Origin of the sequence: Bifidobacterium sp. MSTE12, assembly GCF_000513015.1 — a bacterium.
GTDB lineage: Bacteria > Actinomycetota > Actinomycetes > Actinomycetales > Bifidobacteriaceae > Bifidobacterium > Bifidobacterium dentium.
In genome coordinates this window covers 40939-56079 of the sequence record NZ_AZYA01000003.1, presented here as the reverse complement: position 1 = coordinate 56079, position 15141 = coordinate 40939, and the positions used below count along the sequence as shown (strand labels likewise).

The following is a 15141-nucleotide window of genomic DNA, read 5'->3' as shown; positions in this document are numbered from 1 at the left end:
ATTGTCCGAGGTGCGGAAGAATGGGACACGCAAAATTGTAACGCTACAATTGTAGCGCTACAATTTTATGGTGACAATGAAGTGCGTGCGACTGGTAAGGAGCAACATCATGACACGCGAAAACACCGGAGTTACTTTCACCATCGACGATGACGCATTGAACTGGACCGGCGACGGCGAATATCTTCGTATCGAACCGTGGGGAACGAACAGCGTGCGCGTGCGTTCCAGGCTCATGCAGCCTGTCATCGATGCCGATTGGGCGTTGCTGGAAGCGAAGGCCGACCCGCAAGAAGTGAAGATCGCCATCGATGGCAATCGAGCGGAATTGACGAACGGACTCATAACGGTACGGGCCGAACAATATGAACAGTCTGCGGATGTCAGCATCTGCCGATTAGCGTTCCTCAACACCGAAACCGGTGAGAGTCTGCTACGCGAATGCACTGATGGCGGTGCATTGCGTCTGCGTGCACGCGCGCACAATCCGCGTATGGACGGGGCGGAATCGCCCACCGTCATGTTCGAAGCGAACGCGGGTGAACATATCTACGGCATGGGCGAATACCAGCAGCCGGTCATGGACCTCAAAGGCTCCACTTTGGAACTGGCGCATCGCAACTCCCAAGTGTCCATCCCGTTTATGATTTCCAGCAAAGGGTACGGATTCCTGTGGCACAATCCGGCGGTCGGTTCCGTGACCTTCGGCAACAACCGCACCGAATGGAAGGCGGGAGTCGCGGACCAGATCGACTATTGGATCACTGTCGGCACCAATGCGCAGATTGAAAACCAGTATGCCGACGCCACCGGGCATGCTCCTGTCATGCCCGAATGGGGTCTCGGTTTCTGGCAATGCAAATTGCGTTACTGGAATCAGGAGGAACTGCTGAACGTGGCGCGTACCTTCAGGAAGAAGCGCATTCCGATCGATCTGATCGTCATCGACTTCTTCCATTGGCCGCTTATGGGCGACTTCCGCTTCGACGAGGAATTCTGGCCCGATCCGAAGGCCATGGCCGACGAGCTGCACGAAATGGGCATCAGACTCATGGTCTCCATCTGGCCGCAGATCGACCTGCAATCCGAGAACTACGACGAGATGCGACACCACAACTACCTCGCCAAAACCCGCCAAGGCAAAGACGTGGGCATGTGGTGGCCGCGTGATAACCAGTTCTTCGACGCCACCAATCCGGCGGCACGTGACTTCGTATGGGAATTGTGCCGTAAGAACTATACCGATCTCGGCGTCGACGCCTTCTGGCTTGACGAGGCCGAACCGGAGTGGGGCGGTGACTATGATTACGCGCACTACCTATATCACATCGGACCGGTGGGCAAGGTCGGCAACGTGTATCCGCAACTGTACAACAAGACCTTCTACGACGGACAGCGTTCCATCGGCCGCGAGGGCGACATCGTGAACCTCACGCGTGCCGGATGGGCGGGCTCGCAGCGTTACGGATCACTCATCTGGTCGGGTGACGTGCACTCCACCTTCGAGGACCTGAAGGCGCAGATCACCTGTGCGATCCACATGGGCGCGGCCGGCATTCCATGGTTCACCACCGACATGGGCGGCTTCAACTACGGCGGTCTGGACGACGAGGAATTCAAGGAGCTGTACGCACGCTGGTGCGAATTCTCCTGTTTCTCGCCAGTCATGCGAAACCACGGCAATCGCGTGCCCTACACCAAAATCGAAGGCAGGCCGACCGTCGACCGTATCGGCAATCCCATCGACCACATCACCACCGGTGCCGATAACGAACCGTGGAGCTATGGCGAAGACATCGAAAGGCTGATGGTCAAGTACATCAACCTGCGCGAGGCCATGCGTCCCTACACGCGCCAGTTGTTTGCGGCGGCGCATGAGAGCGGCCAGCCGCTTGTGCGTGGTCTGTTCTTCGATTTTCCAGGTGACGACGAGGCCGCAAACATCGCCGACGAATACCTGTTCGGGCCGGATCTCCTGATAGCGCCCGTCACCGAATCCGGTGTGCGCTCGCGTAAAGTGTATTTGCCGGGTGGACCGGAAACGACTTGGATGAACCTGCACGACGGCAACAGCCACGAAGGTGGGCGGACCGTCACCGTCGAAGCGCCGCTCGATGTGATTCCGGTATTCGCGCGCAACGGCGCCGATCATGGGCTGAACGGTATGATCTGACCATGACTACTTTGGATGATGTGGCCCGCCTTGCCGGGGTCTCCCGCATGACGGCCTCCAACGCGATGCGCGGCAAGGCGATTGTCAAACCTGAAACCGCGGCACGCGTGCGGGCGGCCGCGGCGCAACTCGGCTACCGACCGAATCTGGCGGCACGACAACTGAGTTCCGGCAAAAGCCACATCATCGGCGTCACCATCTCCGATTTCGATCTGATCTTTCCGGCCGAGCTGGCCGCATGCGTCTCCGACATCGCGCAGCGTCATGACTATCAGACCGTACTGCAGCAAACCCGCTTCTCCAGCGACTTCGAAAAACGTATGCTATCCAGTGCGGCCATGCAGGTGTGTGACGGTACCATCATCTGCTGGCCGAGTGGCACGGATGCGCCGATCGTCGAATTCGGCAAGACCCATCCGCTGGTGGTCATCGACGGATTCGGACTTCGGGGAAGCGTTGACTGTGTGTTCACGCCATGCTTCGAAGGATCCGCGGCAGCCATCCGGCATCTGCATGCGCATGGGCGCTCGCGGATCCTTCTTCTCGGCTTGTGGCCCAACGGGCTCGAGCGGCTTGAGACGGCGCCGAACTCCGCGGCGTTGCGATTGCAGGGCTCAATCGAGGCGCTGGACGAACTCTCGCTGGACTGTAATCTTGCGAAGAATGTGATTCCATGTGCATGGAACCGGCAAGCCGGATACGAAACCATGCTTCGCGTACTCGGTGAGCGCAATGACTTCGACGCGGTGTTCTGCGCCACGGATCCAATCGCCATCGGTGCCATGCGCGCACTTGTCGAATGCGGCCTCAGCGTGCCGGACGATGTCGCCGTCATCGGCTTCGATGGTCTGGAGGATGGCGCCTACACTAACCCCGGATTGACCAGTGTGTCCGTCAGCCCGCAGGATATGGCGGCGGCAAGTCTGGATATGTTGTTCGGCAGGATCGAGTCCGATTCGGAAGTGATTATCGAGCCGCGATCGGTGACGGTCGATTTTCACATCATCGAACGAGGCAGTGCGGAGTAGATGCGGAAATCAGCCGCGTCGTAGCGATTTCCGCATGCTGTGCCGCTGAGAATATGTGTCACATAGTGGGCATGCAGGGGCGCCCGAATTGACTGCATGACTGTTGAAGGGGTTAGTCTGACTGCTGGAAACCATGACGGTCAAGAGGGGTATATGGAGAAGAATCTGACCAGCGGCAGCGTGTTCAAAACCATCGTCACGTTCGCCTTGCCGTACCTGCTGTCGTATTTTCTGCAGACGTTGTACGGCATGGCCGACCTGTTCATTGCGGGACAGTTCATCGGCGTGGATGGCATCACCGCCGTTGCGAATGGCAGTCAGGTGCTCTACATGCTCACCGTCGTCATCGTCGGGCTCGCCATGGGCGCCACCGTGACCATCGGTCGGACGGTAGGTGCGAACCGACTTGACGATGCCGCCGAGGCCATCGGCAACACCATCACGTTATTTGCTGGCGTCGCGCTTGTGCTCACCGCCATGCTGCTGCTCAACGTGCAGGGCATAGTCACGCTTATCGGCACTCCCGCCGAAGCGGTCTGCGGCACCACGCAATACCTGGCAATCTGCTTCATCGGCATTCCGTTCATCGTCGCCTACAACATTATCAGTTCGATTTTCCGTGGTCTGGGCGACTCGAAAAGCCCCATGTACTTCATCGCGGTGGCCTGCGTCTGCAACATCGCGCTTGACTATCTGTTCATGGGCCATTTCCGGCTTGGACCGTCCGGTGCGGCGCTCGGCACCACACTCGCGCAGACCATCAGCGTGATCGTGGCGTTCGCCGCCATCCGGCACAAGCGAACGGGCATACGCCTGCATGCGGCGAATCTGCGTCCGCGGCGCGATGTGCTTGGCGGCATTCTCAAAATCGGCGTGCCGACCGCGGTGCAGGACGGCTGCATCCAGGTCGCGTTCATCATCATCACCGTCATCGCCAATTATCGCGGTCTCAATGATGCCGCGGCCGTCGGCGTGGTCGAAAAGGTGATCAGCATGCTGTTCCTCGTACCATCCTCCATGCTTGCCACCGTTTCGGCGATATCCGCGCAGAACATCGGCGCAGGCAAACCGGAACGTGCAATACGAACGCTCAAATACGCCACGGCGATCACCGTGGCGTATGGCATCGCCATCTCCGTCGTCGTGGAATTGACCGCAAGCTTCATCATTGGTCTGTTCACCGCCGATGCCACCGTGATCGTGCTGGGCGTCCAGTACATTCGCAGCTACATCGTCGACGCGATCTTCGCCGGCGTGCATTTCTGTTTCTCCGGTTTTTTCGCCGCCTGCGGACGTTCGTATATCGGATTCATCCACAACATCATCGCCATCACGTTGGTGCGCGTGCCCGGTTCATACCTGGCGTCGAAGATGTTCCCGCACACCTTGTTCCCGATGGGTATCGCAGCGCCGGCCGGCTCGCTCCTGTCCGTGTTCATCTGCCTCGGCTTCTACGCATGGCTCAGGCGCCGAGGCGTACTTGAGGCGAAATAAAGGCCCGGAAAACGAAGACGGGTCTACCTGCGCTTCGGTGCGAGGGTGCCGGCCAAGGCGCGCTCGCCGGGGCGGGCCAGAGGGCCCACCAATTCGTGTGCGGTATATGGTTCCTCGATGTAGTCGATGTCCTCGGCGGTGAGTTGCAGGTCAAGTGCGGCGATGGCGTCATCCACGCGTTCCGGTTTCGAGCAGCCGACAATCGGTGCGGTCACGCCTTTGACCCAATGCCAGGCCAGGGCGACGCGGGCCATCGGCACGCCGATGCGCTCGGCGACTTCGTGGACCCGCCTGATAATCGGCAGATCCTGCTCCATGCCCCGATCATATTTGCTGCGCATCGTATTGTCCGTGATGCTTCTTTTGGAATCCGAATTCCATTTCGGTCTTGCCAAGTGGCCGGAAGCCATGGGGGAGTATGGGGTCAGGGCTACGCCGTACTGGCGGCAGACCGGAATCATCTCGCGTTCGTCCTCGCGGTAGAGCAGATTGTAGTGGCACTGCATGCTGGTGAACTTCGTCCAGCCATTCGCTTCCGCCGTAACCTGCATGTTGTGGAATTGGTAGGCGTACATCTCGCTGGCGCCGAGCGCACGTACCTTGCCGGCTTTGACGAGTGCGTCCAGCGCCTCCATGGTCTCCTCGATGGGTGTGCCATAGTCGAATCGATGAATGATGTACAGGTCCAGATAGTCGGTGCCAAGTCGCTTGAGGGTGCCGTCGATTTCATGATTGATGGCCTCTTGCGATAGATGCCCTTCGTTGAAATACACTTTGCTGGCCAAAACCACTCTGTCGCGACTGATGCCCAGACGTTTGAGCGCACGGCCGATGTACGTTTCGGAGGTGCCGAACGCATAGCAGTTGGCGGTGTCGATGAAATTGACGCCGCTGTCGATGGCATGGCCGATGACGCGTTCGGTGGTATCCTGGTCGATGGTCCACTGGTGGAAATCCGGGGATGCCTCGCCGAAGCTCATACCGCCGAGGCAGACCTTGGAGACCTGAATGCCGGACCATCCCAGAGGCGCGTATCGCATGTCTACCATATCGTGCTCCTTTGCTTATGATCGAAACGGTATGATTCGAAGCTATCATGTTCGACCGGAGGAAACCAATACCCTGCTTATCATCGGTTTCCATGCAAAAAACTATGGAAGAACATGTCGGACACTCATTGGATATTCTTTTTGCATGGGCGTTGAATACGGGGTATGAACAATCCAAGTGCATTTCCGATGGGCGATCCGAATGATGGTTTCGCACAGTATTTCGTTGGACAAAGTTATCTGGCGCCGGTGCTTGATGCCCCGGAAATCGCCATCCACAACGTAACCTTCGAGCCTGGATGCCGCAATCATTGGCATATCCATCATGGTGGCGCGCAGGTGCTCATCGCAGTAGGCGGACGTGGCTATTACCAGATCGACGGGCAGGAGCCGAAGGGGCTCAAGGCGGGTCAGGCCGTGTGCATTCCGGCCGATACTAAGCACTGGCACGGCGCCGCTCCGGGTGAGGCGTTCTCGCACCTCGCATTCATGGTGCCTGCCGGTGACCCTTCCGCCATGAGCAACGAGTGGCTCGAACCGGTCGACGCCGTGGCATACGAGCGTCTCGACTGACCGTTTGGCCGCATGTTCGACCGTAATCCCTGACATCGTGGAGGCCGTTCGGGAAGGCATGTTTCGCACAAGGCGAAATCATCCTGAACGGTCTCCACGGATATGGCGGCGCATCGTCTTCGGCGTTTCTCAGGATGGTTACTGAGTAACATTATGGATAAGGTTACTCAGTAACTACATGGGAAGGGGATGACATGGCTGGCTTTGGAACGAATGCCGAAGATGCACCGGTATTGCGATTTGCCGATGTGTCACGAGTCCATGAAGCGGGTGCCAGCAAGGTGGTGTCGCTGGAGCATGCGGATCTCACCTCGCATGCCGGAGAATTCGTTGCCATCATGGGGCCATCGGGCTCGGGAAAATCGACGTTGCTCAATCTCGCCGGCGGGCTCGACCTGCCTACGGAAGGGCGCGTGTTCGTCGACGGCGTCGATCTGACGAAACTCGATGCGGCGCAGCGGGCCATGTTGCGGCGGCGACTGATCGGCTATGTCTTTCAGGATTACAATCTTCTGCCGTCGCTTAGTGCAGTGGAGAACGTGTCGTTTCCGCTTGAGCTGGATGGATGGGCGCCGAGGAAGGCTCATGATGCTGCAATGGAGGCATTGCGCGAAGCGGGCGTTGAAGATCTCGCCGACCGCAGGCCGGAGGATATGTCGGGCGGTCAGGCTCAGCGCGTGGCCATCGCCCGTGCCTTGGTCGGTCCACGGCGGCTTCTGCTGGCCGACGAGCCGACCGGGGCTTTGGACTCCCATACCGGATTGAAGATTCTCGAAGTGCTGCGTGCACGTGCCGACGCCGGTGCCGCCGTGCTCATGGTCACCCATGAGCCACGCTATGCCGCTTGGTCCGATCGCACGGTGTTCATCCGAGACGGAAGAATCGTGGATGAGACCGGACCCACGGATTTCGATGCCATGCTTGAGTCCGATGATGCCGTGGAATCGGGGCGATAGACATGGCCCGTATCTTCGCCCTTCGATCCGTGCTGCGACTTGCCTGGCGTGATATGTGCCGTCATCGTGCTCGGACGACGTTCTCCACGCTGCTTATCGCCTTGCCTATGATGGCGTTGATCGTCGGCGCCACATTGATGACGGGTGCTCCGCCCATGCGGGAGCGGGCAGTGCGAAGCATACCGGAAGGCGCTCAAGCCGTGATCACCGCAACCGCGGTAAAGCGCGACGGGAATCCGTTCGAACAACCCCCTGAGGGAGCGTCCATCTGGATGGATGAGATTACTCAGCAACCGGCGAGCGAAGACGAGCTCAAACGTATTGTGCCGTCCTCGGACAAGCTGCTGCCGTATTGGGATTCCGAACAGCTCATAGCCGCCACGGCAACCGGCCTGCAGCCGGGGCAGGTCGAGTCGGCGAAGAATTCGTCGATCGGCGGCACCCTGGCACAATCCGGCACGGGCACCGCACGGCTATGCGAGGCCGGCGCGGAAGCGCTCGGTATGCTGCTGCCGAAGCTGAGCGAAGGAACGGTTCCGAGCAATGCCGATGAAATCGTCGTCACCAGTGGACTGGCTTCGCGGATCGGAGCCGACATCGGCGATACGATTACACTGATAGCCCCGCCTTTTCAAGGATCGTATAGCACCAATGGCCGCATAGCCGCAGTCATACAGAATTCACAGCGTGCCTGGCGCATCAGTGGCATCGTTGCCGATGACGCCATCTCCAAAGCCTGGGCCCGGGACGGATGGATGTCCGGCATGGTCGCCCACGACGGTGGTGCCGGAGTGGACAGACATTACCTCGTGGTCGGCGATAAGCCAATCACCTGGCGGCAGGTCAAGAAGATGAATCTGCTTCAGACGGTGGCGGTATCACGGCATGTGCTTACCGATGGGTACCCGAATGCTTCCGAGCGATATCCCTCGCGTATCGATAGCCAGGCGCTACTGCAGTACGCCGTGGGATTCATAGTCGCCGTGGCCATGGGCGTCGCGCTCGTGCTATGCCTGGTTACGCCGGCATTCTCGATATCGGTCGATCAATCACGTCGCACGATGGGTCTCGCCTCAGCCTGCGGTGCCGGGCCACGCGATGTACGGAACATGTTCGGACTGCAAGGCGTCTGTTCGGGATTCGCCGGTGGTGTCATTGGCATGCTGGCCGGTATCGGAGGAATATATGTGATGGCTCCCTCCGTCATACATGTCGACGTTCATGAGATCCCGCAGGTGATTCCATGGGGGCTGTTCCCGCTGGTCGTCATGACGTCCACGTTGATCGGAGCCTTCGCCACATGGATGCCGGCACGCCGTGCAGGACGTATGAATGTGGTCGATGCGCTGCGGGACCGGCCCGATGGGCTGGAACGTGAGCGTTATGCAGGAAAAGGTGCCGGAAAGATTGCGCTGATATCGGGACCCATGCTTATGCTGGCGGCCTGCGGATGCGCCGTGACGAGCATGCGGGTGAAGGTTTCGGATGTTTCTTCGCCGGGAGTGTTGCCGGAAGGCTCAGGAACATCCCTGGTGCTGTTGGTCGCCGCCATCGTGCTGGCCATGATTGGCCTGGTGCGGCTGGTGAAAGGCCTTATCGTCATATATGGTGCGGTCGGTCGAAGTCTGCCCTTGTCCATGCGAACGGGTTTGCGTGATTCGGCGGAACACCATCGCAGGTTCGTACCTGCCACCATCGCGGTCGTGCTGACCATGGCATTGGCCTCCTATGCCATGGTGCTGATCGGCTCGACTCTGGCCAACGATAGGAGCATGGAACTTGTGCACGGTCAATCCCATGTGATTCTGTCCGCGGAGGTGCCGGTGAACGACGATACCGATCGCATGGTGGTTGCCGACGGCATACGTAAGCTGGGTGATACCGCATCGTTCAAAGACCACCAGCCGATCTATGCCTTGGCTCAGCCGGATGCGGAATCCACGATGAACCTGACGGGCAAGGCATACGACGACATCTACGCACAATACCCTACCGTCAAGGCGCTTCTCGCCACCGAACTGCATTGCGAGGTGAACGAACGGCAGCAGTATGGGCAGGATATGGCATCCGCCTTCGACCCGAACGGTACGCCATACTGCGTGAACTGGTCCAAATCGTACGAGGCGGTCGGATACACAGGCCTTTCCATGATCAACATGGATCCCAGCGTGATCATCATGTCTGCCGATGCGATGCGCATGACGGGTTTCCCGAATGCCGAGCAGGCCGCACGCACCTTGGAGGAAGGCGGTGTGGTCGTCGGCAATGCGGCGGCATTACGAGAGGACGGTACGGTCACCCTGCAGGTGAGCCACCGCACCCTTGATGATGACGGGAACAGCGGTTCGGAACATGTCGTAAGGCAATCCGTCCGCAAGGCGACATGGATGAAGGGCTTTTACCCGCTGGCCATGAGCGAGCGTACGGCACGTGAGCTCGGCATCGTCAATTTGCGCTATGTGGGCGACATCGCCGCATTGGACCATGTGCATGGATGGAGTGCCATCGAGCGGTTGCGCAAGGCGACGAGCGACATGCCATTGGTGAACATGACCAGTCAACGGTACCAATACGAGTGGGCGACGGATGCCGATGGTGCGAAAATCACGCTTGCTCCCATCGTGGCGCTTGGCCTGCTTGCCCTGACGGCCACGGTGGTGTCGCTGCTATTGTCCCGAACCCAGACCATCCGTGACATGACCACCATGCATGCGGTGGGAGCCTCACCGGGATTTTTACGTCGCCTCGGTCTTGTGCAGGCGATGACGATACTGCTGCCGGGGGTGCCGCTAGGCATGATTGCCGGCCTCGCCCTTGGCTGCTACCACATTGCGTGGTACCGGCGTATCGGCATCGACGGTGCATGGCTGGAAACCGTACCTTGCTGGCAACTGCAGATTGCGCTTGCCATAACGGTCATTGCGGCGGGATCACTATCGGCCTGGCTGGTAACCAGTCCTCCCCGCAATCTGACGCGACGTACCATCGATTAAAGGGAACAGGAGGACGATATGGCCATACGAGAGGCATTGCTGGCGTTGCTTGAACAGAGCCCATCCACCGCATATCAACTCAAGCAGGGATTCGAACGCGCCACATCAAGGATCTGGCCATTGAACATGGGGCAGATCTCGACCACCCTGCAACGGTTGCATCGGGATGGGTTGATCGAGGAGGAGCCGAAACGACACAATGAGGCCGTGGTGTGGAAACTGACAGACGATGGACGTCGGGAAGCTGAGCAATGGTGGTTGACACCGGTCACGCTGGAACAGCGTGGCAGGGATGAGCTGGTCATGAAACTCGCCTTTGCCGCAGTCACGCCGGGGGTCGATCTTGATCAGTTGATCGAACGGCAACGTATCTGCCTGCAGCGGCTGTTGCATGACGTCACCCGCGCCAAACGACTCACCGACGCCGATAACATTGCGGCGCGCCTAGTGCTGGATCATCATATCTTCGCCACCGAAGCTGAATTGCACTGGCTGGATACGTTCGACGAAACCATGCTGCGCAATGCCGCGCGCCGCAACCAGACCAGTGTCGAAAATGTCGATGACAAGCAGGAGGCACCGTCCCGTTTCCCTGTGCCTGACCTGCATGTTCACAAGGGCTGAATCCCGGTCGTGGAAGTGACTATACTGGCGGGCATGTCACGACAACACATCATTCGATGGGATCTGATGGGCGTGGTGTTCGTCGGCGGATGCATCGGCACCGGCCTGCGGTATGCATGCTCGTTCATCGCCGATTACGGGGCGTTTCACTTCGGCACGTTCACGGCGAACATGATCGCCTGCTTCGCCTATGCGACGTTATCCGCATGGTTGGGCGGTTCCGCGCGTCTTACGGGCAATGCCAAGGAATACGTGAACCGTGGTTTCGGCATGGGCCTGTGCGGCGGGCTCTCCACCATGTCGACGCTCGCCTTGGAACAGTTTACGTTGCTGCATGGGGGAGATACTCCTGGCGCCGCCATCTACTGCGTCGTGACGTTCCTTGCCGGATTTGCGTTCGCCTATGCGGGCTCCCGTACCGGTTCGCATATCGCGAATACGAGGAAGGGGGCATGAAGTGAATGCATTCCTGCCGATTCTGGTGTGCCTGTGTGGTGGACTCGGCGCTTCCGCGCGTTATGTCTGTGATTCGTATATCAAGGCGTGCTGGCATAGGGCATTCCCGATGTCCACATTCGTCATCAATGTGATAGCCGGTTTTCTGGCGGGAATCGTCGCCGGCCTGTATACGCGTTCCGTCGTGCCTCAGGCTGCCCGTCTGCTGCTCGCCACCGGTTTCCTCGGTGGATTCTCGACCTTCTCAACCATGATGAACGAAACCGTCACCTTGCTGCGCGGCGGTAGGATAGCGGCGTTCGTCGGATACTTCGTGGCGTCCGTCATCGTTCCGGTCATTGCCGTCGCCTGCGGCTATATGATCGTCGAATGATGCGGCGGGAGGGGCGGATGCATATCGTAGAGTGAATGGCTGACCCTACATCATGTCCATCAGCATGAAGGCGAGCAACAGCTGCAGCCTGCTGTCAAGCTTGGACAGGTCCATGCACAGGATTTCCGCGGCCTTGGAGATTTTGTAATTCACCGTGTTGCGATGTACGAACAGCTCGTCGGCGGTCTCTTTCACGCTGCCGTTGTGATTGAGATAGCACCGCAGTACGTCCAGCAGGTCGGAGTCGGATTCCTTGTCGTATTCGATCAGCGGCCCCAGAATCTGCGTGTGGTATTCCCGTGAGATTTCCGGATCCTCGATGCCGAGCAATACCCGGTATGCGCCGAGGTCGTCGAAGAAATTGATGCGGTCCTCCAGCTTTTTCCGCGATTGCAGCTTCAGGATGGAGGCCGCCTGACGGTGGCTTTTGCTGACGCAGCGTATGCTTTTGGTAAGTTTTCCCACGCCGATGGAGGCGGTCTCCTGCCGGCGCAGCGCGTGCTCGACGATCGTCAGTATGCCGCGCCCCCAGTTACGCAGCTGTTGCGGTTCGTCGCAGTGCATGACGACGATAATCTGTTTCCAGGCGCTGAATACGGTGCTGAAACGTACGTCCCTGTGCAGGTATCTCCTGATTTCCGCGGCGATGAGGTTCAGTCGCACATACGGGTCGCCCGCATAGTTCTCGACCTGCACGATTGCCACGGCATAACGCCATTCGATTTCGAAATGGAATTCCGAAAGCGTCGCCGTATACAGTTCCTGCTGGTCGGGGAAGGAGATGGCGTTCTGGAACGCGGCGCTCACCATGCGTTCCTTCGTCTCCTCCTCGATGAGGCGGCGGCACAGCGGGCGGGCGATGTTTTCGAACGGCGCGCTTTTCGGAATGGTGAACAGTGGGAAGCCGTGCTCTTCGCAAAAGAGCACCACATCCTCGGGCGGCTCCATAAAGAAATGCCCGATGTCGAGGGCGATGCCCGCCGCGCGATGCTCGTACAGGGACTTGACGTGTTTAAGCAGAGCCCCATCCTCCTGCAAGGCGATGCCGGTGACGAGGATCAGTTCGTCGCCGGCCAGGTAATCGATCATCTGAGTGGACTCCAGCACATGTACCCAAGTGACGTGGTGACCGAGTCAGTCTTCGCCGGCGGCCGGATGAAGAGGGACGTCCGGACACCCTTCAATCAGCTCCCATAATTCCAAAGTCATGTGTAATCTCCGCGAAATATAGCTTTTACAGTGTGTTTCGAGATGTCGTGGACATCGCGTTCGCATGGCTGCGGCCAAGCACCATCATATCGGCCCCATATTACCGTTCTTTACCGATCGTTCATCCGTTCTTCAGCGTCGTACGTATGTTACGACAAATCGATTGTGCTCAAGCACAACCAAATTTGGGCTTGGATGACTGGAGAAACGGTTTCGAGAGGAAACATAATGAGTCCCAGTTCCGGCCGGAAGAGACGACCGGGCAGGCCGTTTCAAGACCTTTCGTCACAAGAAACAAGGAGAGTCGCATCATGAGGCTGCAGGACACCGGATTGACATTCGAAGACATCAAGAGCAAGGTCGACACCTATATGATCGAAACCTACGAGCGTTTCGATTTCCTTGCAGACCACGCCAAGGGCGTCTATATGTATGACGAGAACGACACCCCGTATCTCGACTTCTACGCGGGCATCGCCGTCAACTCCGTCGGCAACTGCAATGAAAAGGTCGTCAAGGCGGTGCAGGACCAAGCCGCCACCCTGATGCAGACCTTCAACTATCCGTACACCGTGCCGCAGGTGCTGCTCGCCGAAAAGATCTGCAAGGCCATCGGCATGGACAAGATCTTCTACCAGAACTCCGGCACCGAATCCAATGAGGCCATGATCAAGATGGCACGTAAGTACGGCGTCGAGAAGTACGGCCCGAACAAGTATCATATCGTCACCGCCCGTGAATCCTTCCACGGCCGCACCTTCGGCGCCATGTCCGCGACCGGTCAGCCGGACAACGCCTGTCAGGTCGGTTTCGGCCCGATGACCGACGGCTTCTCCTATGCTCCGTTCAACGACCTTGAAGCCTTCAAGGCGGCCTGTAACGAGAACACTATCGGCATCATGGTCGAGCCGGTCCAAGGCGAAGGCGGCGTGCATCCGGCGACCAAGGAATTCCTGCAGGGACTGCGCGAGTTCTGCGATGAGAAGGGCATTCTGCTGCTGCTTGATGAGGTGCAGTCCGGTTGGGGCCGTACCGGTGCGCTCATGTCGTACATGAACTATGGCATCAAGCCGGACATCGTCTCCATGGCCAAGGCCATGGGCGGCGGCATGCCGATCGGTGCGATCTGCGCCACGCAAGAGGTGGCCAAGGCCTTCACCATGGGCTCTCACGGCACCACTTTCGGCGGTCACCCGGTCTGCTGCGCAGCCTCGCTTGCCGCAGTCACCGAAATCATCGATCGTGACCTGCCGGGCAACGCCAAGAAGGTCGGTGCCTACTTCATCGATAAGCTGTCCAAGCTGCCGCACGTCAAGGAGGCCCGTGGCCAGGGTCTGTTCGTCGGCGTCGAATTCGACGGCACCATCAATGCCGTGGACGTCAAGCATGGCTGTCTCGACCGCAAACTGCTCATCACGGCCATCGGCAAGGACGTCATCCGCATGGTCCCGCCGCTGATCATCACCGAGGAGGATGCCGACAAGGCGACCTCCATCATCGCGGAAACCATCGAGGCCCTGTCTGAGTGATCGGCCCGTTGGTTCCCGAATCGTGAACATACCTATGAAAGGAGGAGCAGTATGAAGCACATGGTCATCACCATCGGCTGCGAATACGGCGCCGGTGGTCCGGAAATCGGAAAGATGCTCGCCAAGGCGCTCGGCATCGAATATTACGATCGTGACCTCGTCGATAAGATCATCAACGATCTGGACGTGGACAAGGAGCTCGTGGAAAAGGCCGATAAGGGAACGAACGTCCCCTATACCTTCGAGACGACACTCGGTCCGCGTTACGCGAACCTGACGAACAAGGTCATCTCCCTGCAATACCAAGCCATGCACAAGATGGCCGATCAATCATCCTGCGTCATCATCGGCCGCAGCGCCAACTATCTGCTGCAGGATAGGGACGATCTGATCAACATCTTCATCTATGCGCCGGAGGAGGACCGCATCCGCGCGATCATGGAAAACCAATCCGTGAGCGAGAAGAAGGCGCGCGAGATCGTCAGCTACAACGACGAGAAGAACCGCAGCAGGCATCAGTACATCACCGGCACCAATCGTGGTGACCGGAGCCAGCGCGACCTGCTGATCAACAGCAGCCTGCTCGGCTGGGAGAAGACCTGCCAGTATCTGCTCATGCTCGTCGAAATGCTGAACGAATAACCGGACACAGGGGCCGTAACTCGAGGGGAGCGCGGCCTCTTT

General features: G+C 58.7%; 13 protein-coding genes and 1 pseudogene. 11 read left to right on the top strand and 3 right to left on the bottom strand.

All coding sequences use genetic code 11. The features are described 5' to 3' along the window. Positions 1-109: 109 nt before the first annotated feature. From HMPREF1494_RS00355 to HMPREF1494_RS00345, 3 genes are all read left to right on the top strand, one after another. Complete coding sequence (locus HMPREF1494_RS00355) at positions 110-2173, top strand: glycoside hydrolase family 31 protein (RefSeq protein ID WP_034518238.1); 2064 nt, start codon at positions 110-112, stop codon at positions 2171-2173. Positions 2174-2175: 2 nt separating this feature from the next. Next, positions 2176-3201: a LacI family DNA-binding transcriptional regulator gene (locus tag HMPREF1494_RS00350; RefSeq protein ID WP_034518233.1), complete on the top strand. Its 1026-nt coding sequence runs from the start codon at positions 2176-2178 to the stop codon at positions 3199-3201. 153 nt (positions 3202-3354) lie between these two features. Then, complete coding sequence (locus tag HMPREF1494_RS00345; RefSeq protein WP_034518228.1) at positions 3355-4695, top strand: MATE family efflux transporter; 1341 nt, start codon at positions 3355-3357, stop codon at positions 4693-4695. A gap of 23 nt (positions 4696-4718) precedes the next feature. Here HMPREF1494_RS00345 and HMPREF1494_RS00340 read toward each other — a convergent pair whose 3' ends face one another. Next, on the bottom strand, positions 4719-5744 hold the full coding sequence (locus HMPREF1494_RS00340; RefSeq protein ID WP_034518224.1) for an aldo/keto reductase: 1026 nt from the start codon (positions 5742-5744) through the stop codon (positions 4719-4721). 165 nt (positions 5745-5909) lie between these two features. Between HMPREF1494_RS00340 and HMPREF1494_RS00335 the strand changes: the two genes are divergently transcribed. The 6 genes from HMPREF1494_RS00335 (at position 5910) to HMPREF1494_RS00310 (ending at position 11719) form a co-directional block, all read left to right on the top strand. Next, on the top strand, positions 5910-6317 hold the full coding sequence (locus HMPREF1494_RS00335) for a cupin domain-containing protein (protein WP_003841865.1): 408 nt from the start codon (positions 5910-5912) through the stop codon (positions 6315-6317). 194 nt (positions 6318-6511) lie between these two features. Then, positions 6512-7273: an ABC transporter ATP-binding protein gene (locus tag HMPREF1494_RS00330; RefSeq protein ID WP_034518218.1), complete on the top strand. Its 762-nt coding sequence runs from the start codon at positions 6512-6514 to the stop codon at positions 7271-7273. A gap of 2 nt (positions 7274-7275) precedes the next feature. Continuing rightward, positions 7276-10266, top strand: a complete 2991-nt coding sequence (locus tag HMPREF1494_RS00325; RefSeq protein ID WP_034518215.1) for an ABC transporter permease — start codon at positions 7276-7278, stop codon at positions 10264-10266. Positions 10267-10284: 18 nt separating this feature from the next. Continuing rightward, positions 10285-10890 carry a PadR family transcriptional regulator gene (locus HMPREF1494_RS00320; RefSeq protein WP_034518213.1) on the top strand — a complete coding sequence of 202 codons (606 nt, stop codon included), beginning with the start codon at positions 10285-10287 and terminating at the stop codon, positions 10888-10890. A gap of 33 nt (positions 10891-10923) precedes the next feature. Further along, positions 10924-11346 (top strand): fluoride efflux transporter FluC, encoded by a 423-nt coding sequence (locus HMPREF1494_RS00315; RefSeq protein ID WP_034518210.1) that lies wholly within the window; start codon positions 10924-10926, stop codon positions 11344-11346. Between the two features lies 1 nt (position 11347). Next, positions 11348-11719, top strand: a complete 372-nt coding sequence (locus tag HMPREF1494_RS00310) for a fluoride efflux transporter FluC (protein ID WP_034518208.1) — start codon at positions 11348-11350, stop codon at positions 11717-11719. 45 nt (positions 11720-11764) lie between these two features. On the opposite strand, the gene HMPREF1494_RS11930 is transcribed toward HMPREF1494_RS00310, so the two are convergent. Both HMPREF1494_RS11930 and HMPREF1494_RS11925 read right to left on the bottom strand, forming a co-directional pair. Beyond that, complete coding sequence (locus HMPREF1494_RS11930) at positions 11765-12049, bottom strand: helix-turn-helix domain-containing protein (RefSeq protein ID WP_338133658.1); 285 nt, start codon at positions 12047-12049, stop codon at positions 11765-11767. Positions 12050-12127: 78 nt separating this feature from the next. Next, a pseudogene (locus HMPREF1494_RS11925) lies at positions 12128-12838 on the bottom strand (PucR family transcriptional regulator ligand-binding domain-containing protein); the annotation flags it as partial. 401 nt (positions 12839-13239) lie between these two features. On the opposite strand from HMPREF1494_RS11925, the gene HMPREF1494_RS00300 reads away from it, so the two are divergent. Next, a complete protein-coding gene (locus HMPREF1494_RS00300) occupies positions 13240-14457 on the top strand; it encodes an aspartate aminotransferase family protein (protein WP_003843914.1) in 1218 nt (405 codons plus the stop codon). Positions 14458-14508: 51 nt separating this feature from the next. Continuing rightward, a complete protein-coding gene (locus tag HMPREF1494_RS00295; RefSeq protein WP_003840277.1) occupies positions 14509-15099 on the top strand; it encodes an AAA family ATPase in 591 nt (196 codons plus the stop codon). The last annotated feature ends 42 nt before the right edge of the window (positions 15100-15141 follow it).

Coding starts and splice junctions, on each gene's coding strand:
- HMPREF1494_RS00355 (WP_034518238.1), top strand. CDS start 110: ATGACACGCGAAAACACCGGAGTTACTTTCACCATCGACGATGACGCA.
- HMPREF1494_RS00350 (WP_034518233.1), top strand. CDS start 2,176: ATGACTACTTTGGATGATGTGGCCCGCCTTGCCGGGGTCTCCCGCATG.
- HMPREF1494_RS00345 (WP_034518228.1), top strand. CDS start 3,355: ATGGAGAAGAATCTGACCAGCGGCAGCGTGTTCAAAACCATCGTCACG.
- HMPREF1494_RS00340 (WP_034518224.1), bottom strand. CDS start 5,744: ATGGTAGACATGCGATACGCGCCTCTGGGATGGTCCGGCATTCAGGTC.
- HMPREF1494_RS00335 (WP_003841865.1), top strand. CDS start 5,910: ATGAACAATCCAAGTGCATTTCCGATGGGCGATCCGAATGATGGTTTC.
- HMPREF1494_RS00330 (WP_034518218.1), top strand. CDS start 6,512: ATGGCTGGCTTTGGAACGAATGCCGAAGATGCACCGGTATTGCGATTT.
- HMPREF1494_RS00325 (WP_034518215.1), top strand. CDS start 7,276: ATGGCCCGTATCTTCGCCCTTCGATCCGTGCTGCGACTTGCCTGGCGT.
- HMPREF1494_RS00320 (WP_034518213.1), top strand. CDS start 10,285: ATGGCCATACGAGAGGCATTGCTGGCGTTGCTTGAACAGAGCCCATCC.
- HMPREF1494_RS00315 (WP_034518210.1), top strand. CDS start 10,924: ATGTCACGACAACACATCATTCGATGGGATCTGATGGGCGTGGTGTTC.
- HMPREF1494_RS00300 (WP_003843914.1), top strand. CDS start 13,240: ATGAGGCTGCAGGACACCGGATTGACATTCGAAGACATCAAGAGCAAG.
- HMPREF1494_RS00295 (WP_003840277.1), top strand. CDS start 14,509: ATGAAGCACATGGTCATCACCATCGGCTGCGAATACGGCGCCGGTGGT.